We start from the raw sequence: 23,711 nt of genomic DNA, 5'->3' as shown, positions 1-23,711 counted from the left end.
CGCGCGGCTGTCGGACCCGCGTCGTAGGGTGGGAACCCCCGGCCCGTTCGACGTGTCGGGTCCTTCGCGTTGCCGCCCCGCGGGAACTCGCCGCACCTCACCGGACGGAAAGCCGCCTTCATGAGCCTGCACGGACTGCTCGACGCCGTCACCCGGGACCCCGCACTCGCAGAGGCGGTCACCGCGGCCGGGGACGGCAACCGCATGCACGTGGACCTCGTCGGCCCGGCCGCCGCCCGGCCCTTCGCCATCGCCGCGCTGGCCGCCCGTACCGGGCGCACCGTGCTCGCGGTGACCGCCACCGGGCGGGAGGCCGAGGACCTGGCCGCCGCGCTGCGCTCGATGCTCAACCCCGACGAGGTCGCGGAGTACCCCTCCTGGGAGACGCTCCCGCACGAGCGGCTGAGCCCGCGCAGCGACACCGTCGGCCGCCGCATCGCCGTACTGCGCCGCCTCGCGCACCCGAGCAAGGACGACCCGGCCGCGGGCCCGGTCTCCGTGGTCGTCGCGCCGATCCGCTCCGTGCTCCAGCCGCAGGTCAAGGGGCTCGGGGACCTGGTCCCGGTGAGCCTGCGCCAGGGCGAGAGCGTGGACCTCGGCGCGGTGACGCAGGCACTGGCCGCCGCCGCGTACGCCCGCGTGGAGCTCGTCGAGAAGCGCGGCGAGTTCGCGGTGCGCGGCGGCATCCTCGACGTGTTCCCGCCCACCGAGGAACACCCGCTGCGCGTGGAGTTCTGGGGCGACGAGGTCGAGGAGATCCGTTACTTCAAGGTCGCCGACCAGCGCTCCCTGGAGATCGCCGAGCACGGCCTGTGGGCCCCGCCCTGCCGGGAGCTCCTCCTCACCGACGAGGTGCGCGAGCGCGCCGCGGCGCTGGCCGAGCTCCACCCCGAGCTCGGGGAACTGCTCCACAAGATCGCCGAAGGGATCGCCGTCGAGGGCATGGAGTCCCTGGCCCCGGTCCTGGTCGACGACATGGAGCTGCTGATCGACGTACTGCCGGCCGGGTCGATGGCCGTCGTGTGCGACCCGGAGCGGGTCCGCACGCGCGCCTCCGACCTGGTGGCGACCTCGCAGGAGTTCCTGATGGCCTCCTGGGCCGCCACCGCCGGCGGTGGCGAGGCCCCCATCGACGTGGGCGCGGCCTCGCTCCGCGGGATCGCCGACGTACGGGAGCACGCGCGCGAGCTCGGCATGATGTGGTGGTCGGTGTCCCCGTTCGCCGCCGACGACACGCTGACATATGCCGCTGACGCGGCGGGAGCGGCCGGCAGCGACAGCCTCACCCTCGGCATGCACGCCCCCGAGGCCTACCGCGGCGACACCGCCCGCGCACTCGCCGACACCAAGGCCTGGATCGCCGACGGCTGGCGCACCGTCTACCTCACCGAGGGCCACGGCCCGGCCGCCCGTACCGTCGAGGTGCTCGGCGGCGAGGGCATCGCGGCCCGCCTGGAGGCGGACGTCACCGTCCTGGAGCCCTCGCTCGTCCACGTCTCGTGCGGCTCCCTCGACAACGGCTTCGTCGACCCGGCCCTCAAGCTCGCCGTCCTCACCGAGACCGACCTGACCGGCCAGCGCACCGCCACCAAGGACCTCGGCCGGATGCCGGCCCGGCGCCGCAAGACGATCGACCCCCTCACCCTGGGGGTCGGCGACTACATCGTCCACGAGCAGCACGGCGTCGGCCGCTACATCGAGATGGTGCAGCGCACCGTGCAGGGCGCGACCCGTGAGTACCTCCTCGTCGAGTACGCGCCGGCCAAGCGCGGCCAGCCCGGCGACCGCCTCTACATCCCCACCGACCAGCTGGAGCAGGTCACCAAGTACGTCGGCGGCGAGGCCCCGACCCTGCACCGGCTCGGCGGCGCCGACTGGACCAAGACCAAGGCGCGCGCGAAGAAGGCGGTCAAGGAGATCGCCGCCGACCTGATCAAGCTCTACAGCGCCCGGATGGCCGCCCCCGGCCACACCTTCGGCCCCGACACCCCCTGGCAGCGCGAGCTGGAGGACGCCTTCCCGTACGCGGAGACCCCCGACCAGCTCACCACCATCGCCGAGGTCAAGGAGGACATGGAGAAGTCGGTCCCCATGGACCGCCTGATCTGCGGCGACGTCGGCTACGGCAAGACCGAGATCGCGGTGCGCGCCGCCTTCAAGGCGGTCCAGGACGGCAAGCAGGTCGCCGTCCTCGTACCGACCACGCTGCTGGTGCAGCAGCACTTCGGGACCTTCTCCGAGCGGTACGCGCAGTTCCCGGTCAAGGTGAAGCCGCTGTCGCGCTTCCAGAGCGAGGGCGAGTCGAAGGCGACCCTGGAGGGCCTGCGCGAGGGCTCCGTCGACATCGTCATCGGCACGCACCGGCTGTTCTCGCAGGAGACCAAGTTCAAGGACCTGGGCCTGGTCATCGTCGACGAGGAGCAGCGGTTCGGCGTCGAGCACAAGGAGCAGCTGAAGAAGCTGCGCGCCAACGTCGACGTGCTGACGATGTCCGCGACCCCCATCCCGCGCACCCTGGAGATGGCGGTGACCGGCATCCGCGAGATGTCCACGATCACCACCCCGCCCGAGGAGCGCCACCCGGTCCTGACCTTCGTCGGCCCCTACGAGGAGAAGCAGATCGGCGCCGCGATCCGCCGCGAGCTGCTCCGCGAGGGCCAGTGCTTCTACATCCACAACCGGGTCGAGTCCATCGACCGGGCGGCCGCCAAGCTCCGCGAGATCGTGCCCGAGGCGCGCATCGCGACGGCGCACGGCCAGATGTCCGAACAGGCCCTGGAACAGGTCGTGGTGGACTTCTGGGAGAAGAAGTTCGACGTCCTCGTCTCCACGACGATCGTCGAATCCGGCATCGACATCTCCAACGCCAACACCCTCATCGTCGAGCGCGGCGACAACTTCGGCCTCTCCCAGCTCCACCAGCTGCGCGGCCGCGTGGGCCGTGGCCGCGAGCGCGGGTACGCGTACTTCCTGTACCCGCCGGAGAAGCCGCTGACCGAGACCGCGCACGAGCGGCTCGCCACGATCGCCCAGCACACCGAGATGGGCGCGGGCATGTACGTGGCGATGAAGGACCTGGAGATCCGCGGCGCGGGCAACCTGCTCGGCGGCGAGCAGTCCGGTCACATCGCGGGCGTCGGCTTCGACCTCTACATCCGGATGGTCGGCGAGGCCGTGGCCGACTACCGGGCCGCGATCGACGGCGGAGTGGAGGAGGAGCCGCCGCTGGAGGTCAAGATCGAGCTGCCGGTCGACGCGCACGTTCCGCACGACTACGCGCCGGGCGAGCGGCTGCGCCTCCAGGCGTACCGGTCCATCGCGGCGGCCAACTCCGAGGAGGACGTCAAGGCGGTCCGCGAGGAACTCACCGACCGCTACGGCAAGCTGCCCGAGCCGGTGGAGAACCTGCTGCTGGTGGCCGGACTGCGGATGCTCGCCCGCGCCTGCGGGGTCGGCGACATCACCCTCCAGGGCCCCAACATCCGCTTCGGGCCGGTGGAGTTGCGCGAATCGCAGGAGCTGCGGCTGAAGCGGCTCTACCCGGGGTCGGTCATCAAGCCGGCCGCCTCGCAGGTGCTGGTGCCGCGGCCGAAGACGGCCCGGGTGGGCGGGAAGCCGCTGGTCGGACGGGAACTGCTGGGCTGGACCGGGGAGTTCCTCGCGACGATCCTCGGTTCGTAGGAGCGGCGCGCGCAGCCACAGCGCCCGTAGGCAGGGCGCGCGCAGACACGGCGACGGCCGCGACGGGGACCTGCCGGTCCCGGGTCGCGGCCGTTCGCGTTCCCGCAGGGGCTACTTGTTCGGGTCGTCGTCGATGCCGAGCTTCTCTTCCATCTGCTGCTGGGCCTTGTCGATCTGCTCCGCGTACTTGTTGCCGGTCTTCTCGTTGGCCTCTTGTTCGAGGTTGTCCGAGATGTCCTTGCCCTTGTCCTTGAACCTGTCGAAAATCCCCATGCTCGGGCTCCTTCCGTAATCCCGTTTGCGACGCTACGCCCGTTTGAGGTGGTTCGCCCGCTGGAGAGTCGGAACATCCCGTAAAGCCATGGAGTTTATGATCTTGTCCTATGCGTCCCCATCTGCTGTTTCATGGCGTCCTGCTCGCCTCGGCCGTCGCGCTCTCCGCCTGTACGGTGCCCACCGGGCCCGGCGCCGGCGCGAACGTGAACGTCCCGGGCCCGGCGAACGGGCCGGTGGCCCTGACCTCGGTGGACGGGCTCGCGGTCAAGGGGCGGGCGCCGAAGACGGGGTACGCGCGCGAGCAGTTCGGCAAGGGCTGGCTGGACACGGACGGCAGCGGCTGCGGGACCCGCGAGGACATCCTCAAGCGGGACCTCGTCCGGACCACCTTCAAGGACGGCTGCAAGGTGCTGACCGGGGTGCTGGAGAAGGACCCCTACACCGGCGCCCGCATCACGCACGAGCGCGGCCGCACCGGCGTGGACATCGACCACGTCGTGGCCCTCTCCGACGCCTGGCAGAAAGGGGCCGGGGGCTGGGACAAGGGCAAGCGGATCGCCTTCGCCAACGATCTTATGTGGGCTGTTTAGGTGTCTCACGGTGTTGTGTCTCACGTACGGAATCGGCTGAGCGGGGTTGTCCAGGTGAACAGGGTGGGGGCGCGGGTCTCCCGCGCGTCGGTGGCTGGGTGCTTCCTTGCCGTGGCGGGGGCAGTCCTGGCTGCCTGCGCGGTGACCGGGCCGGAGGGCGGCGGCGAACCGGTGGGCGACCGTGGGGTGGCGGGTCCACTCGCCAACGCGGACGGCACCAAGCCGGGCCTTGCGGCGATCGCCGCAGAGAGCGAGAAGTCAGCGGCTCGCGACCTGATCGACAAGGTCACGACCAAGGGGCGCGGGTCGAAGACCGGCTACGAGCGCAAGGAGTTCGGCCCGGCCTGGATGGACACCGCCGACGGGGTCGCCTTCGCCCGTAACGGCTGCGACACCCGCAATGACCTGCTGAAACGTGACGGCAGGGCGGTCCGGTTCCGGCCTGGCTCGGACTGCGTGGTGGCGTCGATGACCCTGCCCGACCCGTACACGGGCAAGGACATCGCCTGGAAGAAGGAGAAGGCGGCCGAGGTACAGATAGACCATGTCGTGCCGCTGTCATACGCGTGGCAGATGGGGGCCTCCCGATGGGACGGGGCGAAGCGGCAGCGATTCGCCAACGACGGTCTGAACCTCCTGCCGGTGTCGGGACGGGCCAACTCGTCCAAGGGCGACTCCGGCCCGGCTTCCTGGCTGCCGCCGAACAAAGCCATCCGATGCTCGTACGCGGTGCGGTTCGCGCAGGTGGCGCAGAAGTACGAGCTTTCTGTGACGGCGGCGGACAAGAACATGATGCTCAAGCAGTGCGGCGGTTGAGGACAGCCCGCTCGTGCAGTGTGCCGGACGTGAAATCGCCGTGCGATTCGTGACCTGGGGCGCCTAGAGTCGGCGCGGTCAAGGGGAGGGAATCCGCAGGTGAAGAGCGTAAGAGGGCTGGCCGGAAAAAGCGCGGCCGGAATCGCTGTGCTGATGATGGCGGGCTGCGCAGCGCAGGCCCAGTCCACGGATGGCAAGGGCGCCGGCGCACCTCTGCCAGCGGCCTACGCGAGTGTCGGGGAGCTGCCGGAGGAACTGGCCGCGGACGGCACGACGATCGTGGTGGGCGACCCGGCTGCGGCCACCACGGTCCGGCTGTACGAGGACCCGCGCTGCCCGGTCGTCGAGGAGTTCGAGGCGACCGGCGCCCCGGTGCTGCGCAAGATGACGCTGCGGCGTGCGGCCAAGACGGAGTACACGCTCGCGTCCTTCAGGGACGACCGCGTGGGCGGAGACGGATCGAAGAGGGCGGTCAACGCCCTTCGCGCGGCGCTGGACGCGGGCAAGTTCACCGAGTACCACGCCGTGCTCTTCGAGAACATGGTCAAGAACGAACCCGCAGGCGGTTACACCACGCAATCCCTGCTCGAACTCGCAGGCCAGGTGGAGGGGCTGCGGAGCGAGGCCTTCGACTCCGCTGTGACGACGATGAAATACAAAGACTTCGTCACCGCATCGGAGAAGACGTACGAGGCAGCCGGCGGCGACGACCCACGCGGCCCTGGCACCCCCACGGTCGTCATCAACGGCACCCAGATCACGGGTGACCAGTACGGCTGGCTCTTCGAGGAGGACTCGTTCAGCCAGCTCCTGAACTCAGCCCACAACTAGCCACACACTGGGTAACGGTCTGGTGAGTCACGGCAGAACCGACGGCGACCCGACGGATGTCCGGGAACGACGGAGCTGCTTGACCGCTCCGTCCTCTCCCCCGGCGAGTTGGGCCTGCACTGGCCGGCTGTCCCGCGGAGCGCCTGCCGACCGGGGGCAGTCCCACCCGCCCGCCGGAGCGGCTGCGCTGATCCGCCCCCTGGGGGTCGGGTCCTGGGGCCGCCGTATCGGCCGGGCCCCGGACCACCCCCCTGCATCAGGTCCTGGGTCACCCTGTGTCGGGCCCCGGACCACCCCCTACTACTCCTGCTACTACTTCTCCTGCTGCCCCTGCATCAGGGTCTGGATCAGGACTTCTTCCAGTCCTGGCAGTCGGCGGTCTTGAAGAAGCCGTCCCCGGCGGCGATCGTCACGACGGCCTGGCCCTCGGGGTTCTCGTTGGCGATGACGGTTTCGATGCTGCCGGACGCGTCCTTGGTGCGCTCCCAGTAGCAGCCGCTGCCGTCCTCGGTGGAACCGGCGGACTTGTAGGTGCCCGGGGCGACGTCGACGCCGACCTTGAGCATGCCGGCCTTGCCGGAGATCCCGGCCTTCGGAGTGCCCTTGGCCTTCGGGTCCACGAGCTCCCAGCCCTTGCAGCCCTCGGTCTTGAAGATCTTGTCGGTGGCGACGATGGCCGCGTACGTGGAGCCGACGGCGTTGTCGTTGTCGATGATCGAATCGACCTCGCCCTTGGAGTCCTTGGCGCGCTCCCAGTAGCAGTTGTCGTCGGCCGTGTTGCCCGTCGAGCGGTAGAGGCCCGGCTGGACGTCGGAACCGACCTGGAAGGTGCCGGTGCCCTTGATGGCCGACTTCGCCTTGCCCGCGTCGGCGCCCTTGTCGGTGGTGGTGTCGGCGCCGCCGCACGCGCTGAGGGTCACGAGGGCGATGGCCGCGCCGCAGCCCGTCAGGACCCTGTTGCGGGAGGTGCGGGAGGTGCGGGAGGTGCGGGAGGTCCGGGCGATCCAACTGGTGCGCGTGGTGGGGGACATGTGGGTGGCTCCTGCCTGAGATCTGACGGCCTGTTCGGTGTGATCATCACAGCAGAGCTTGTGAACCGAGTCAACGAGTTCCTGAGAGATTGTTAAATTCACACTGTGAAGCGGTCTCTCCTCTTTGCAGCTGTATGCTCGCGCACATGCCGGAGCAGAAGCCCCCCACCGAGGCCCCAGCCGCCCCTGAAGCCGCCGCCGAGGTCACCGCCCCCGAAGTCACCGCCGCCGAGATCGCCCGCCTCGCGGGAGTCGGCCGCGCCGCCGTGAGCAACTGGCGCCGCCGCCATGCCGACTTCCCCCGCCCCGTCGGCGGCACCGACACCAGCCCCTCCTTCGCGCTGGCCGAGGTCACCGACTGGCTCCGCGCCCAGGGCAAGCTCGCCGAAGTCCCGCTGCGCGAACGCGTCTGGCAGTACGTCGCCGCGCACCCCGGCGGCTCCGTCGCCGCGCTCGTCAAGGCCGGGAGCGCGCTGCTGCTCGTACGGGACCGGCCCATGGAGTGGCTGGAGGCCTCGGCCGTCTCCGACGCGCGGATGGCCGCCCTGCTCGCGCCCGCCGTCGACCGGGTGCTCGCCCTGCGGTTCGGGCCCGCGCACCCGCTCGGAGCCACCGGCCCGCTGCGGCCCGCCTCGATACCCTTCCTGCGGGCCGCCGCCGAGCTCGCCGCCGAACTGGGCACCAGGGGTGCCTTCGAGTTCCTGCTCGGCCGCCACCTCGAAGCCAACCCCCGCCAGTACACGCTCACTCCGGACGGGCTCGCCACCCTCATGGCCGCCCTCGCCGGGCCCTCGGTCAAGACCGTCCTGGACCCCGCCTGCGGCACCGGCAGCCTGCTGCGCGCAGTCCCCGGGGCCACCGCCCGCTACGCGCAGGACAGTTCGCCCGAGCTCGCCTCCCTCGCCGCCCTGCGCCTCGCCCTGCAGTCGGACGCGCCGGTCCGCGCGGCCGCCGCCGACAGCCTGCGCGCCGACGCCTTCGCGCGCCCCGCCGCCGAACCGGCCGACGCCGTGCTCTGCCACCCGCCCTTCAACGAACGCAACTGGGGCCACGAGGAGCTGGCCTACGACCCGCGCTGGGAGTACGGGCTGCCCGCTCGCGCCGAATCCGAACTCGCCTGGGTCCAGCACGCCCTGGCCCACCTGCGCGAGGGCGGCACCGCCGTCCTGCTCATGCCGCCCGCCGCCGCCGCCCGCCGCTCAGGCCGCCGCATCCGCGCCGACCTGCTGCGCCGGGGCGCGCTGCGGGCCGTCGTCGCCCTCCCGGCCGGCGCCGCGCCGCCGTACGGGATCCCGCTGCACCTGTGGGTGCTGCGCAGGCCCGCCCCGCACGCGGCGCCCCCCTCCGGGCTGCTCCTCGTGGACACGGCCGCACTCGCCGACGGGTCCGGGCCGGGGCCCGGGCGGTCCGGGTGGGCCGCCGTGCACAGCGCGGTGGAGGAGGCCTGGACGGCGTACGAGCGCGGCGGCCCGGCCCCGGACGTCCCGGACGTCCCCGGCGTGCGCCGGGTGGTGCCCGTCGTGGACCTGCTCGACGACGACGTGGACCTGACCCCCGCCCGCCACCTGCCGCCGCCCTCCGCGGGCGGCGGCGTGGCCGAGCTGACCGCCGTACGGGACCGGCTGGACTCGACGCTGACCCGCGCGGCCCGGCTCACCCCGCCGGCCCCGCCCGCCGCCTCCCCGGACCGGCCCGCCGCGGAGCCGGCCCGGCTGCCGATGACCACCGTCGGCGAACTCGCCCGCGCCGGAGCCCTGCTGCTGTACACGGGCACCGGCAGCGGCGCGGGCCGGGCCCCCGTCCTGACCGAGTACGACGTGAGCGCCGGCACCGGACCCTCCGGCACCCTGACCGCCGCCGCGGAGACGCCGCTGCTCACCGCACCCGGCGACGTGGTCGTCCCGCTCACCGGAGGCGCGGGCGTGGCCCGCGTGGTCGACGCGGCCACCGCCGGGGCGGCGCTCGGCCGGGGCCTGCAGCTGCTGCGGCCCGACCCGGCCGCGCTGGACCCCTGGTTCCTGGCCGGCTTCCTGCGCGCCACCGCCAACAACCGCCGCGCCAGCAGTCACGCCTCCACCACGACCCGCCTCGACGTGCGCCGCCTCGAACTGCCCCGGCTGCCACGGACGGAGCAGGAGGTGTACGGGGCGCGGTTCCGGGCGCTCGCCGAGTTCGAGGACGCCCTGAGGCTCGCCGCCAGGCTCGGGGAGCAGCTCGTACAGGGGCTGTACGACGGGCTGTCGGACGGTACGGTCCGGCCGGAATGAGCGCGCGGCCCGGGGGAGCGGGCCGCCCGGGCGGCGACCGTACAACGGTTCGCGCATCCCCTCACTCCCGGCCGGAAACGCTGTATACGCTCAGACCCGGCACCACCCCGTATTTCCCGCAGTCCCCCGCTTCACGCTTCCCGCCCTTCCTCCGTACGGCCCGTCAGGAGCAGCGATGCACGGCCCCGGCACCCCGCCGCCCCTCGGTCACCGGCCCAGCACCGGGAGCGTGGTGACGCTCCGCGTGCTGTTCGCGCTGCTCCCCGTCCTGAGCTGCGGACTCCTCGCGTGGGGGACGATGCTGCGGCTCGCGCTGGTCACCCGCCGGCCCAGGGACTGGTGGCTGATGGGCGCGTCCGTGGTCACCGAGTTCTTCTGGGTGCTGCTGAGCGGGCTCGACCCGACGCCCGACAACAGCGGCTGGCAGGCCAACGTCGGTGCCTCCCTCACGATCCTCACCGGCCTGAGCGTCACCGCGTACTTCCTCGCGGCCGACATCCGCCACCACGCGGTGGGCGGGGCGGGGCAGCACGCCGCCTGGTATCCGCCGCCGCCCGCGCCGTACGTACCGCAGCAGCATCAGCAGCCGCACCGTCAGCAGCCCCAGCCCCAGCCCCAGCAGCAGCAGCAGCAGCAGGCTCCCGCGTACGGCTACCCGCCCGCCTCCCAGCAGGTCCCCGAGCCCGCGCCCGCCCCGACGCCGCCCCCGCGCATCGGGCAGGTCCGCGCCGAACTCGACGAGCTCAGCGAGCTCCTGCGCAAGCAGCAGCCGCCCCACAACGAGGGCCCCCGCCCGTGACGGACCGGCTCATCGGCGACCGCTACCAGCTCGCCACCATCCTGGGCCAGGGCGGCATGGGCCAGGTCTGGACCGCGTACGACCGGCGCCTGGACCGCCGCGTCGCGGTCAAACTGCTGCGCCCCGACAAGGTGGCCGGCCCCGGCTCCGTGGCCGAGGAGCTGCGCCGCCGCTTCGTGCGCGAATGCCGGGTCACGGCGCAGGTGGACCACCCCGGGCTGGTCACCGTGCACGACGCGGGCAGCGACGGCGACGAGCTGTACCTCGTCATGGGGTACGTGGAGGGCTCCGACCTCGCCGACCACCTCGCCGAGCACGATCCGTACCCGTGGTCGTGGGCGGTGTCGGTGATCGCGCAGCTGTGCTCGGTGCTGTCGGCCGTGCACGCGGTGCCGATCGTCCACCGGGATTTGAAGCCGCGCAACGTCATGGTCCGTCCCGACGGGACCGTGCTGGTCCTGGACCTCGGTGTCGCCTCCGTGATGGACACCGACACCACCCGCCTCACCAGCACCGGTTCACCGATCGGCAGCCCCGCGTACATGGCCCCCGAGCAGGCCATGGGCGGTGCCGTCGGCCCGCACACCGACCTCTACGCGCTCGGCGTCGTCCTGTACGAGCTGCTGTCGGGCAACGTCCCCTTCGCCGGCTCCACCGCGCTCGGGGTGCTCCACCGCCACCTGTACGAACCCCCGCTCCCGGTGCGCCAGTTGCGCCCCGAGGTCCCGCAACAGCTGGAAGCCGTACTCCTCCAGCTGCTCGCGAAGGACCCCCAGGAGCGGCCCGCCTCCGCGCAGGCGGTGTACGCGGCCCTCGCGCCGCTGCTGCCGCACCCGGGCTCGGGCGCCCCCACCGGCCCGCTCGATCCGACCCGCCCCTTCCTGCGTCCGCAGGCCCCCTGGCCCGACCGCGCCACCGTGATCCCGCCCCGGCCCGCGACCCCGCCCGCACCGCCGAGGCCGGACGTGCCGGCGGCCGTGGAGGAGGCGAAGAAGCTCCTGGACCAGGGCATGCTCACCCAGGCCGTGGACATCCTCGGCGGCATCCTGCCGGCCGCGGCCGAGCAGCACGGCGAACGCTCGCCGGTGGTCCGCTCCCTGCGCAAGCAGTACGCGGCCACGCTGATGGACGACGGGCAGTACCGCCGCGCCCTGCCCGAACTGCGCCGTTTGTCCGATGAGTTCCCGGCCGGGGACCCGCAGTCCCTGCGCTTCCGCTACGACGCGGCCCAGTGCCTGGAGCAACTCGGCGAACCGGCCGCCGCCCTGGCCGAGTACCGGGCGCTGCTGCCGCTGTTCGAGAACCACTACGCGAACCCGGACCCGGGCCTCCCCCTGGAGGTCCGCCGCCGCATGGCCCACCTGCTGCTCTCCCTCGGCGACCGCCCGGCGGCCCACGACACCCTGGTCCGCCTGCTCTTCGACGCGGAACGCCTGCACGGCCCGGCGCACCCCTTCTCGGCGGAGGTCCGCCGGACCCTCCAATGGCTGGGTCAGGTGCGCTGAGGAGGCACGCCGTCGCGATCAAGGGCCCGGGAACGGGGGGTTCCGGTCGGCGGTGTACCGTACGGCGTCCTGTCCGCATCCCTGTGCGTCAACGCGTTCCCGAGAGGTAGCCGATCGTGAAGGACACCGTCGCAGCCGCGACCGTCGAGAGTGCGGCCCCGCCGCGGGAAAGGACCCTGCCCGGGCTCCTTCCCAGGGCCCTGCTGGCCGCTGTCCCGGTGCTGAGCCTCGGGGTCCTCGGCGCGGTGCCCTCGCTGGTCATCGCCCGGCGCCGGGGTGCGCGCACCGACTGGCTCGCCGCCCTCCTCTTCGGCTGCGTGAGCGTCGCCTGGTGGTTCCAGATAGCCCTCACGCCGGAGGAGACCCACGGCTGGCAGTTCGGCATCGACGTGCTGCTGCTGTTCCTCTCCACGGTGGGCGCCGCGCTGCACTGCCTGTTCGCCAAGAGACTTGCGGCGGGGCCCCGATGAAGACGCGCCGTACCTGGAGGAACCGGACGGATCGCCCCGAATCCGGGAGCGGGACGCTCCTCGGGCGGGTGCTGAACGCGGTGAGCGGCACGCTGCGCGGCCGTACGGGATGGACGCTGGGCGGCGCGGCCGTGCTGGTGCTCGCCCTGGCGGGCGCGTGGGTGTTCGTCGGCAGCGGGCAGGACGGCCCGCCCGACCCGAGGGCGCGCCAGTACAAGGAGTTCGACGCCTGCCTGCTGACGGACGAGAAGGGCATCGTGACCGGTGCGCCCGCCGCCCCGGTGTGGGAGGGGATGCAGGCGGCCTCGCTGGAGACCCGCGCGCGCGTCACCTACGTCCCGGTCGTCGGGGAGCCCTCGGCCGACAACGCCCGGCCGTTCTTCAACAGCCTGATGCAGCGCAAGTGCGATGTGGTGCTGGCCGTCGGCGCCGCCCAGGTGGAGGCCACGCAGGCGGGGGCGAAGGGGCACCCCGAGGCGCGCTTCGTCGTGGTGGACGGATCGAAGGCGGCCGGGAACGTCACGGCGGTGAAGTCCGGTGACGGGCTGAAGGACGCCGTGGCAAAGGCCGTTCGCCAGGCCGTCGAGGCGTCGGGCGCATAACGGTCAAGCGCCGATCTCGCGTGGCGGATAAAGAATAGGTAAAAGCGCTGGCCCCGGCTCACACCCGTGTTCGGCGATCGGGCAGTCTCGCGAAGATTTCATCGATTTCGCGTAAGTGAAGGCTCGCCCATGCGTGTTCGTAGGGTTCGTAGCTCGCGCCTCTTCCCACCGGGTCGTACCGGTAGGCGAAGAGCGAGGGTCACCGCTCTTTCCGTCCTGATCTCCTTCTCCTGCATGCTCACCACCGAGACCGCGGCCGCCAGTGGCGTCACGCTTCCGGCGCTGAGCATGCCCCGATTCTCCCTGTCCGGCCTGATGGGCTGGGCCGGCACGTCCCCGCTGGACACACCCGACCAGCAGGGCGGCACCGCCCGCGGCAAGGGCCACCAGGCCTCCGCTGACGACACCAGCGCCGAAGGCTCCGCCGGCCGCAAGCCCGGCAAGGGCAAGGGCGAACTCGATCCGTACAAGCGGTTCACCGACGAGCCCGCAACGGCCACGACCGGCAAGGCCAAGGGAACGGCGAAGAGCTTCGACGCCCGGACCAGCAAGCGGGACGCCAAGAAGTCCACGGCCACGTCGGACCACTACGTCAACGCCGACGGCTCCACCACCGTCCGCCACTTCTCCGGCCGCGCCAACTTCAAGGACGCCGACGGCACCTGGAAGCAGATCGACACCGCGCTGGTCGCGGACAAGGACGGCCGGCTCCAGGAGCGCGCCAACTCGCTCGACGTCGAGTTCGCCCCGAACGCCGCCGACCAGCAGCTCGCCTCCATCGACTTCGGCTCCGGCCGCTCCCTCGCCTACGCGCTGAGCGGCGCCGCGAAGGCCACGCCCACCGTGGCGGCGAACGGCACCACGACCTACGCCGGCGTCCTGCCCGACACCGACGTGGAGCTGGTACCGCTCAGCGAGGGCTTCAAAGAGAACCTCGTCCTGCGGTCCCCGAAGGCGGCGAACTCCTGGACCTTCCTCCTGGACGCCAAGGGACTGACGCCGCGGATCGCGGCCGACGGAGACGTGGAGTTCACCGGCGCCGACGGCAAGGTGACCGCCACCATCCCGCACGCGTTCATGGAGGACTCCAAGATCGACCCGCGCTCCGGCGACGCCGCCCAGTCCCGGGCCGTCACCTACGAGCTGATCGAGGCGGACGGCAAGCCGGCCCTGCGGATGACCGCGGACCGTGCCTGGCTGGACGCCCCCGAGCGGGTCTACCCGGTGACCGTCGACCCGACCGTCACCTCCAGCAACTCCACGTACAGCCAGAACACGATCGGCGGTGACCACTCCACCGAGAACCAGATCAAGGTCGGCTCGTACGACTCCGGCACCAACAAGGCGAACTCGTTCCTTCAGTTCTCCTCGCTGGGCAGCACGCTCGCCGGTCAGCGGGTCACCGCCGCCACGCTGAACGTGTACGCGCTCTGGTCCTCGACCTGCACCGCGTCGTCGTTCTCCGTCAACCACATCACGCAGTCGTGGACGCCCTCCGGCGTCACGAGCTACCCGGGTCCGAGCTTCGGCACGGCCATCGGGTCGGTCACGCCCGCGCCCGGTGCCTCCTGCACCAACACCACCGGCGCCACCACCGTCGGCGTGAAGATGCCGGTGCCGCTCCAGACCGCCTGGTTCGACCAGGTGGCCCTCGGCGGCGCCAACTACGGCCTCGCCCTCACCGCGCCGACCGGCGACGCCCTGCACTGGAAGAAGTTCCACTCCGACAACTCGGCGACCTCCGGCTGGCGGCCGGCCCTGGAACTGACCTACTCGCCCAACACCAAGCCGCAGGTCGACGCCCAGTACCCGCCGGAGAACTTCCAGGCGCACACCCTCCAGCCGGAGCTGCTCGTCAACGCGAGCGACGCCGACAACTGGCCCGGGGCGCTCTCGTACTCCTTCGAGGTGTACGACGCCGACAGCACCAGCACGACCGCCGTCGCCACGTCCGGTCTGACGGCCGACCGCGGCTGGAAGGTCCCGGCGGGCAAGCTCAGCTGGAGCAAGAACTACAACTGGTACGTGAGCGTCACCGACGGATACGACTCGGTGATGTACTCGGCGAGCCGCTTCTCCACCGCGGTGCCGCAGCCGCCCGTCACCTCGCGCCTGGCCCAGAACAACGACGGCCACGAGTTCGACCCGTCGGACGGCAACTACACCACCGACGACACCGACGCGGACGTACCCGTCGTCGGCCCGTCCCTCCAGATCGACCGCTCGTACAACAGCATCGACCCGCGGATCGACAGCGCCTTCGGCGCCGGCTGGTCCACGGTCGTCGACATGAAGGCGGCCGAGACCAAGGACGGCGCCGGTACGGTCACCAGCGTCGCGATCACCTACCCGGGCGGTGAGCAGGTCGCCTTCGGCCGCAACACCGACGGGAGCTTCGTGCCCCCGCTGGGCCGCTACGCCCGCCTGGAAACGGTCACCGGCGGCTACAAGCTGACCGACAAGGACTTCACGGCCTACTCCTTCACGCAGGCGACCGCGAAGACCGGCGTCTACGCGATCTCCGCCATCGTGGACTTCGCGGGCCGCGGCGAGACGTTCACGTACAACGCCTCCAAGCAGCTGACGAAGATCACCAACACCACGGCCGGCCGTTCGCTCGGGCTGACCTGGGCCACTCCGGCCGGGGCCACCGTCCCGCACGTGGACACCGTGTACACCGATCCGTCGGTGCTGATCGAGCCGGACACCGCCCAGACGTGGAAGTACACCTACACCGGCGACCAGCTCGCCACGGTGTGCCCGCCCGCGGACTGGTCCAAGTGCACGCAGTACACGTACGCCACCGGCAACCACCACCGCACCACGGTGCTGGACGCCGACCCGTACGCGTACTGGCGGCTCGGCGAGGCCTCGGGCGCGACCGTCACCAAGGACACGGTCGACACCAACCAGGGCAAGTACAACGCCCTGTACCGCAACGTGACCCTGGGCAGCAGCGGTCTGCTGGCCGGCTCCACCCAGAAGACGGCCACCTTCAACGGCACGACCTCGTACGTCGAGATGCCGAGCGCCCCCGGCGCCACGCCCTCGTACACGACGATCTCGCTGTGGTTCAAGACCACCCAGGCCGGCGGCGTCCTCTTCTACTACGGTGACAAGCCGCTGAGCATCACCGACCCGGTCGCCAACACCTGGTACAACACCCCGGCGCTCTACGTGGGCACCGACGGCAAGCTGCGCGGCTGCCTGGCCACCGGCAGCTGCACCACGACGATCACCTCGGCCGCCTCCGTCAACGACGGACAGTGGCACCAGGCGACCCTCACCGGTGCGGGCACCATCCAGACCCTTTACCTGGACGGCGTCTCGCAGGGCACCAAGTCCGGCCAGATCAAGGACTGGAACACCCCGTACATCTCGCTGGGCGCGGGCGTGAACAACCGCAACTGGCCCGCGATGAACGCGAACGACCAGCTCGGCCACTTCTCCGGCCAGCTGGCCGAGGCGGCTATCTACACCGAGCCGCTCACCCCCGAGGTCATCGGGGCCCAGTACCAGGCCGCCAAGCGGTCCGCCGGTCTGCTGCAGAAGATCACCACCCCGGGCGGCAAGACCCAGGCGTCGGTCACCTACGGCACCACCGACGACCTGGTCCAGCAGGCCACCGACGGCAACGGCGGCACCTGGAAGCTCAACCCGGCCACGGTCACCGGCTCCTCGCAGGTCTACCGCTCGGCCGTGATGGGCTCCGCTCCCGGCGGCTACTGGCGGCTGGACGACACGCAGGGCGCGGCGCAGGCGGCCAACGAGCTGCATACCGGCTTCGGCACGTACAACACCGTCACGCAGGGCGTGGCGGGGCCGTTCGGCGCCGGTGACGTGAGCGCGGCGCAGTTCAACGGCACCAGCTCCTTCGTGGAGGTGCCCTACGGGCCGCTGCACACGAAGGCGGACCGCTCGGTCGAGCTGTGGTTCAAGACCACCAAGCCCGGCGTCATCATGAGCGACCAGTCCAAGGCACCGAACGACCCGGCCGGCGTCAGCGGCGACTGGAGCGACCTGCTCTACGTCGGCGCGGACAACAAGCTGCGCGGCCACTGGTGGAGCGCCACCTGCAACGGCAACGCGAACGTCGCCTCCACGGCGACCGTCACCGACAACGCCTGGCACCACGCGGTCCTCTCGGCCACCGGCACCACGCAGACGCTCTACCTCGACGGCGCCAAGCAGGGCAGCTGCACCGGCGCGCCGAACGACCAGGCCACGACCCGGACCTTCATCGGCGCCGGCTTCAGCAAGTGGTACAGCTCCCCGGCCGACGTCAGCTTCTTCACCGGCTCCATCGCCGAGGTCGCCGTCCACGCCAAGGGCCTGAGCGACGCCGAGGTCGGCCAGCACTGGTCCGCGTACAAGGCGTCCTCCGGCATCGCCCCGGTGCGTACGGTCACCCTGACCGACCCCACCAACAAGACGCTGACGTACGTGTACGACGCCGAGCTGGGCAACCGCATGCTCGCCACGGTCGGCACCGACGGCAAGCGGACCACGTACGGCTACGACACGGCGGGCTTCCTGCACACCGTGACCGACGCCAACGGCAACCGCAGCGTCACCGGCCACGACATCCGCGGCAACACGGTCTCCCAGACCGTCTGCCAGGACACGGCCGCCAACAAGTGCTCCACGGCGTACTACAGCTACTACCCCGACGCCACCACGGCGTTCCCGCCGATGGACCTGCGCAACGACCTGCTCCTCACCGAGCGCGACGGCCGTTCCGCGAGCCCCACGGACAACACGTACCTGACCAGCTACACCTACGACACGGGCGGCAAGCTCACCGCGGTGACCACCCCGCCGGTGCCCGGCTTCCCGAACGGCCGCACCGCCGGCACCACCTACACCACGGCCACCACCCCGGCGGCCGAGGGCGGCACCGCTGTGACCCCGGCCGGCCTGGTCAACCAGGTCACGACGGCCGGCGGCAAGAAGACCACGTACAGCTACTTCGCCAACGGTGACCTCGCGGAGATCACCGACGCCAACGGCGCCAAGGCGAAGGTCACGTACGACAACCTCGGCCGGCAGCTGACCCGGACCGAGATATCCGACGCCAACCCGGCCGGACTCGTCACGTCCCAGACGTACGACAAGAACGACCAGGTCCTCACCGAGACCGGCCCGGCGATCACCAACCGGGTCACCGGCGCGGTGCACCAGGCCAGGACCACCACCGGGTTCGACGCGGACGGCAACATCCTGTCCCAGACGGTCTCGGACGTGACCGGCGGCGACGCCGCGCGCACGACGACCATGACGTACGACCCTTACAACCGCCTCGCGGGCCGCACCGACCCGGGCGGCGACACCACGTCGTTCGAGTACGACGGCTACGGCAACAAGGTCAAGGAGACCGACCCCGCGGGGAACGTCAACACCTACACCTTCGACGGCGAGAACCGCCCGCTCACCACCAGCCTCCTGAACCACACCGGCGACCCGAACAACCCGTCGTCACCGGCCACCCTGGTCCAGGAGTCGCGGGCCTACGACCCCGCCGGCCGCCTCGCGTCGATCACCGACTCGATGGGCTGGGTGACGGCGTACACCTACACCGACGACGGCCTGTCGGCCACCGTGGTCCGCAAGGACCCGCAGACCGGCAAGTCCTTCACCCAGCAGGCCAACACCTACGACGCCGCCGGCAACCTCATCCAGCAGGTGACCAACGACGGCAAGACCACGACCGCCTTCACGGTGGACGCGGCCGACCGCACGACGAAGTCGGTGCTCGACCCGGCCGGGCTCGCCCGGACGACGAGCGTCTCCTACGACCCGGACGACAACGTCGTGACGGAGACGGAGAAGGACCCGGCGACGGGTGACGTCTCCACCTCGGACACCCGCTACGACCAGCTCGGCAACGTCACGGGCAAGACCGTCCACGACGGCACGACGGCGCCGGTGGGCCGGTGGAAGCTGGACGAGAGCGCCGGCACGACCGCCGACGACTCCTCCGGTGGCACCAACAAGGTCACTCTGACCAGTGGGGTGACCCGTTCCACGGAACAGGGCGGATCCGCGGTCTTCGGCGGCACGTCGAGCAGCTACGGCAAGACGTCCGGCCCCGTCGTGAACACCAACGGCGGCTTCTCCGTCGGGGCGTGGGTACGACTGGACGACACCACCGCGAACCACACCTTCCTGTCCCAGGACGCGGTGTACGGCAACGGTTTCCAGCTCTACTACTCCACCGCGTTCGGCTGGACGTTCAACCGGCCGAACAAGGACGAGTCCGGACTGACCCTGACCCGGGCCGTCTCCGGCACCGCCGCGGTGACGGCAGGAGCCTGGACCCACCTCTTCGGCATGTACGACGCGGAGGCGGGCAAGATCCGTCTCTACGTCAACGGGACGCTCGCCCAGGAGACCGCGTTCACCGCACCCTGGGAGGCCACGGGGCCGCTGCAGATCGGACGCCGCAAGGCGGCCGGCTCCTACGGCGAGTACCACAAGGGCGCCCTCAGCGACGTCCAGGTCTACGGCGAGGCACTGACCGCGGCGCAGGTCTCCGCGGTCAAGGGCGGCACGCTCCCGGCAGCGGGCAGCGCCGTCCGCACCACCTCCTGGAAGCTGGACCAGCGCGGTCTGCCGCTGTCGATGACGGATGCCAACGGCAGCACCACCGACTACGGCTACGACGAGGCGGGCCAGCAGACCATTGTCACCGCGCCAACCATCAGCGCGGAGCAGAACGGCGGGACCCCGGTCTCCGTCCGCCCGGTGTCGATGACCGGCTACAACACCTTCAGCGAGCAGACCGAGTCCTCCGACCCGCTCGGCAACGTCGTGGTCACCGCGTACGACGCCGAGGGCCAGGAGTCCTCGACGAGCTCGCCGAACTACACGGCGCCCGGGTCCTCGACCCCGATCACGGCCACCACTTGGAACGAGTACAACAAGCTCGGCCAGGTCACGGCGGAGGTCAACTCACTTGGTGCCCGCAAGACCTACACGTACACCCAGCTCGGGGACCTCGCCTCGGTCACTGACCCCGGCGGCGGTACGACGAAGTACACCTATGACACCAACGGCGACCAGCTGTCGGCCGCCCGGCCGAACGGTGCCCGCGAGGAAACCACCTGGGACTACCTGGAACGCCCTCTCACCAGCACGGACATCGTGCGCCAGCCGACGCAGCGCGCGTTCACGGCGATCAACGAGTACGACGCTCCGGGCGGCAACCTGTCCCGGACCGTGAGCCCGACCGGCATCACGCAGTCCTACAAGTACAACAATGTGGGCGAGGTCACCGAGGTGACCGACTCCGCGGGTAGCAAGTCGACCTTCACCTACACCAGGGACGGACAGGTCCTCACCGCGACGGACCCGGACGGCACCAGTACCAAGAACACGTACGACGGATTCGGCCAGATCACCGCAACGAGCGACCTGGACACGAACGGAGCGGTGCTGCGCAGCAGCAGCTCCACGTACGACCGGGCGGGCAACCCGGTGTCCCTCACCGACAATCGGGGGCACACCACTACCTTCACGAACGATGCGACCGGCCTGATCACCAAAGCGGTCCAGCCGGTCTCGGCGACCGAGTCGATCACCACGACCTTCGGCTATGACGCGGCGGGCAACCGGACGCGTTTCACCGACGGCCGGGGCAACCCCTTCCTCACGACCTACAACACGTGGGGGATGCCGGAATCGGTCATCGAGCCCTCCACTCCGACCCACCCGAACGCGGCGGACCGCACCTTCACCACGGTGTACGACGGCGCGGGACGGCCCAAGGAGCAGCGCTCCCCGGGCGGCGTGGTCGCCACCAACGAGTACGACGTCAAGGGCCGGCTGATCACCCAGTCCGGTACGGGAGCGGAAGTCTCCACCATCTCCCGCACCTACGACTACGACGCCGACGACCGGGTCACGGCCGTCGCGGGCACCGGCGAGGACAAGAACACCTTCGCCTACGACGACCGCGGTCTGCTGCTGTCCGCGGAAGGGCCCTCGGGTGCCTCCTCCTTCGCCTGGAACGGCGACGGGGCGATGACTTCGAGGACGGACGCGTCCGGCACGTCAAGCTTCGGCTACGACACCGCCGGGCGGCTGAAGACGGTCAACGACGGCGCCATGGGCAGCACGCTGACCTACGGCTACAACGTCAACAGCGATGTCACATCGATCGACTACGGCGCGGGCAAGGCGAAGCGCTCGTACACGTACGACGCCCTGCAGCGGGTCACGAACGACAAGCTGACCTCGCCCTCGGGCACGCAGCTGTCGTCCATCACCTACGGCTGGGACGAGAACGGCAACGAAACGTCCAAGACGACGTCGGGTCTCGCGGGTTCGTCCGCGAACACCTACACGTACGACTGGGCGAACCGGCTGTCCTCCTGGAACAACGGGACGACGACGGAGGCCTACGGCTACGACGGGGCCGGCAACCGCACACGCGTCGGCGGTGACACCTACACCTACGACGCCAGGAACCGACTCACCTCGGACGGCCACAGTGCGTACGCGTACACCGCGCGCGGCACGATGAGCTCAGCCACGGACGAGGCCGGCAAGACGACCTCGATCAAGGCCGACGCTTTCAACCGGGTGATCAACGAGGGCGACCGTACCTACGCGTACGACGGCCTCGACCGGGTGCTGAGCGCGAGCACCCCGACCTCGGGTCCGCTGTTCTCGTTCCAGTACAGCGGCACCGGCAATGACGTCGCATCGGACGGCTTGGCGACCTACAGCCGTGACACGGACGGGTCGCTGGTCGGAATCAAGACGGGGGTGTCGTCGGTCCTGGCACTCATGGACCTCCACACCGACGTGGTGGGTCAGTTCACCGCCACGGGCGAGGCACTGACCGGTTCGACGACGTACTCGCCGTTCGGCAAGGTCGTCTCGACCCAGGGCATGGTCGGCCAGCTGGGCTACCAGTCGGGCTGGACGGACCCGGAGACGGCCAAGGTCAACATGGCCGCGCGGTGGTACTCGCCGCAGACGGGCCAGTTCAACAGCCGTGACACGGTCGCCCAGAACCCGCTCCCGGCCTCGGTGACCGCGAACAGCTACGCGTACGCCAACGCCAACCCGATGACCGTCACCGACCCGACGGGTCACTGGGGTGACTGGTTCAAGAAGATCGCCAAGAAGGTCACGCAGAAGGTCACCCAGACCGTCTCGACGGCCTGGCACGCGACGGTCGCGACCGTCCAGAAGGCCGCCGTGGTGGTCAAGCAGGCCGCGCGGCAGGTCAAGGCAGCGGTCAAGAAGACCGTCTACCGGACGTACCGGGCGGTCAAGAAGACCGTGCGCTACGTCAACGACAGCGTCAAGAAGGTCAAGAGATACGTCAAACGGACCTACAAGGCCGTAAAGAAGGTCGCCCACAAGGTCGTCAAGCACGTAAAGAAGCAGGTCCGCAAGGTCGCCAAGGCTGTCAAGCATGTGGCGAAGAAGGTGGTCAAGGCAGCCAAGAAGGTCGGCAAGGCCGTCAAGAAGGCAGCCAAAGCCACAGCCAACTTCGTCAAGCAGCACGCCTCGACCATCGTTTCGGTGGCGGTCGGTGTAGCGGTCTTCGCCGGCTGCACGGCTCTCACGGCGGGCGTCGGCGCGATCGGCTGCGCGGCCCTCGCGGGTGCGGCGGCCAACGGCGTCGGCTACATGATGAGCGACGGCCCGAAGACGCTGGCCGGCTTCGGCATGGCGGTCGGTGTGGGCGCTGTGACCGGCGCACTCGGTGGTGCGGCCGGCGGCCTCGCCTCCGGCGCGGTGAGCCGTCTGCTGGCCGGTGTCGGCGGTAAGGCGCTCAAGGGCGCTGTCATGGGTAGCGCGGGCGGCGCCGCGGAAGGCGCTGTCGGCTACGGCATCTCCTGCATCAGCAGCGAGGAGGGCTGCAGCGTCGGCGGCGCGGCCACGGCCACGGCTGTGGGAGCGGCGTCGGGTGGTGTCTTCGGTGCTGCCGCAGGCAAGCTCGGCCGCAAGAGCTGCACCCCACACAGCTTCACCGGTCTGACCCCGGTGCTGTTGGCGAGTGCCGTGACCAGGCCAATCTCCGAGGTGAAGGTCGGCGACTACGTTCTGGCCGCCGAGCCCGGAAAGAAGGAGAAGGAGAAGCGCCGCGTAGAGGCGGTGATCGTCACCAAGACGGACCGTGACTACGTCGACGTCGTCGTCGCCACCAAGTCGGGTCCGAAGACGATCCAGACCACCAAGCACCACCAGTTCTACGAGGTCAGCCGCAACGCCTGGACGCAGGCCACCAACCTCACGTCCGGCCAGACGCTCCAGAGCGACTCGGGCGAACCGACTCCGATCCTTGAGGTCAAGCGGTACACCGCGGAACGCGTCACCTACGACCTCACCATCAATGGTCTGCATTCCTACTTCGTCGCGGCTGGTGAACTCGCGGTTCTCGTCCACAACGCGAACTGGGGCTGCCCGGGCAAGAAGACCCACTTCGCCGATGTGGAGGTGTACGACGGAGCCGGAAACCTCAAGCACAGCTACAGCGTGCGAAGCGGCAACTTCAGTGATGCCGAGGAGGCCATGGGATACCCGTGGAAGGTCACGGCCAGTCACACCGAGCACCGGGTGGGTCGAATGTCCGGCGGTTCACCTCAGGTCGGCACGAAGAGCGTGGTGGATGACCCAATTCACAACCAATTCCCCGCGGCGCCAGGGGACAAGGTCATCATCTGGGGAGACAAGGATCCGTGCGGCACTTGTCAGAAGGCCATGAAACGGGGCTATGAAGCCACCGGAGCCGACTTCATTTATCTATGGGGCAACAGGACGACCAAGGGTGTTCCCACAGGCTGGTGGCAGGCAAGCAAACCGCTGGGCTAGATTGACAGGTCCT

The 23,711-nt window shown here is 70.4% G+C and carries 12 protein-coding genes; 10 read left to right on the top strand and 2 right to left on the bottom strand.

The window, feature by feature from the left end; translation table 11 throughout:
* Positions 1-120 precede the first annotated feature (120 nt).
* Positions 121-3,681, top strand: a complete 3,561-nt coding sequence (gene mfd, locus ACODT5_RS33490; protein ID WP_422522846.1) for a transcription-repair coupling factor — start codon at positions 121-123, stop codon at positions 3,679-3,681.
* A gap of 111 nt (positions 3,682-3,792) precedes the next feature.
* Here the strand turns inward: mfd and ACODT5_RS33485 are convergent, their stop codons facing one another.
* Positions 3,793-3,954 (bottom strand): Rv0909 family putative TA system antitoxin, encoded by a 162-nt coding sequence (locus tag ACODT5_RS33485; protein WP_422522845.1) that lies wholly within the window; start codon positions 3,952-3,954, stop codon positions 3,793-3,795.
* A gap of 110 nt (positions 3,955-4,064) precedes the next feature.
* Between ACODT5_RS33485 and ACODT5_RS33480 the strand changes: the two genes are divergently transcribed.
* The 3 genes from ACODT5_RS33480 to ACODT5_RS33470 all read left to right on the top strand — a co-directional run bounded on the left by ACODT5_RS33480 (position 4,065) and on the right by ACODT5_RS33470 (position 6,194).
* Positions 4,065-4,547, top strand: a complete 483-nt coding sequence (locus ACODT5_RS33480; protein WP_422522844.1) for an HNH endonuclease family protein — start codon at positions 4,065-4,067, stop codon at positions 4,545-4,547.
* 111 nt (positions 4,548-4,658) lie between these two features.
* Positions 4,659-5,363 (top strand): HNH endonuclease family protein, encoded by a 705-nt coding sequence (locus ACODT5_RS33475; protein ID WP_422522843.1) that lies wholly within the window; start codon positions 4,659-4,661, stop codon positions 5,361-5,363.
* 99 nt (positions 5,364-5,462) lie between these two features.
* A complete protein-coding gene (locus ACODT5_RS33470; RefSeq protein ID WP_422522842.1) occupies positions 5,463-6,194 on the top strand; it encodes a DsbA family protein in 732 nt (243 codons plus the stop codon).
* Between the two features lie 347 nt (positions 6,195-6,541).
* On the opposite strand, the gene ACODT5_RS33465 is transcribed toward ACODT5_RS33470, so the two are convergent.
* Positions 6,542-7,225: an Rv1352/Rv1906c domain-containing protein gene (locus tag ACODT5_RS33465; RefSeq protein ID WP_422522841.1), complete on the bottom strand. Its 684-nt coding sequence runs from the start codon at positions 7,223-7,225 to the stop codon at positions 6,542-6,544.
* 146 nt (positions 7,226-7,371) lie between these two features.
* On the opposite strand from ACODT5_RS33465, the gene ACODT5_RS33460 reads away from it, so the two are divergent.
* The 6 genes from ACODT5_RS33460 to ACODT5_RS33435 all read left to right on the top strand — a co-directional run bounded on the left by ACODT5_RS33460 (position 7,372) and on the right by ACODT5_RS33435 (position 23,698).
* Positions 7,372-9,492, top strand: coding sequence for an N-6 DNA methylase (locus ACODT5_RS33460; RefSeq protein ID WP_422522840.1), 2,121 nt, complete (start codon positions 7,372-7,374; stop codon positions 9,490-9,492).
* 175 nt (positions 9,493-9,667) lie between these two features.
* The gene (locus tag ACODT5_RS33455; RefSeq protein WP_422522839.1) at positions 9,668-10,291 is read left to right on the top strand and encodes a hypothetical protein; all 624 of its coding nucleotides are present in this window, start codon (positions 9,668-9,670) and stop codon (positions 10,289-10,291) included.
* Positions 10,288-11,796 (top strand): serine/threonine-protein kinase, encoded by a 1,509-nt coding sequence (locus tag ACODT5_RS33450; RefSeq protein WP_422522838.1) that lies wholly within the window; start codon positions 10,288-10,290, stop codon positions 11,794-11,796. Before ACODT5_RS33455 ends, ACODT5_RS33450 begins: the two co-directional genes overlap by 4 nt.
* A 116-nt stretch (positions 11,797-11,912) precedes the next feature.
* Positions 11,913-12,266: a hypothetical protein gene (locus ACODT5_RS33445; protein ID WP_422522837.1), complete on the top strand. Its 354-nt coding sequence runs from the start codon at positions 11,913-11,915 to the stop codon at positions 12,264-12,266.
* On the top strand, positions 12,263-12,868 hold the full coding sequence (locus ACODT5_RS33440) for a BMP family ABC transporter substrate-binding protein (protein WP_422522836.1): 606 nt from the start codon (positions 12,263-12,265) through the stop codon (positions 12,866-12,868). Before ACODT5_RS33445 ends, ACODT5_RS33440 begins: the two co-directional genes overlap by 4 nt.
* Before the next feature lie 234 nt (positions 12,869-13,102).
* Positions 13,103-23,698 (top strand): LamG-like jellyroll fold domain-containing protein, encoded by a 10,596-nt coding sequence (locus ACODT5_RS33435; protein WP_422522835.1) that lies wholly within the window; start codon positions 13,103-13,105, stop codon positions 23,696-23,698.
* Positions 23,699-23,711 lie beyond the last annotated feature (13 nt).

Origin of the sequence: Streptomyces tatrensis, assembly GCF_049310065.1 — a bacterium.
Classification (GTDB): Bacteria; Actinomycetota; Actinomycetes; order Streptomycetales; family Streptomycetaceae; genus Streptomyces.
Note: the sequence above shows the minus strand (reverse complement) of the source record. Positions and strands in the feature narration are given on the sequence as shown.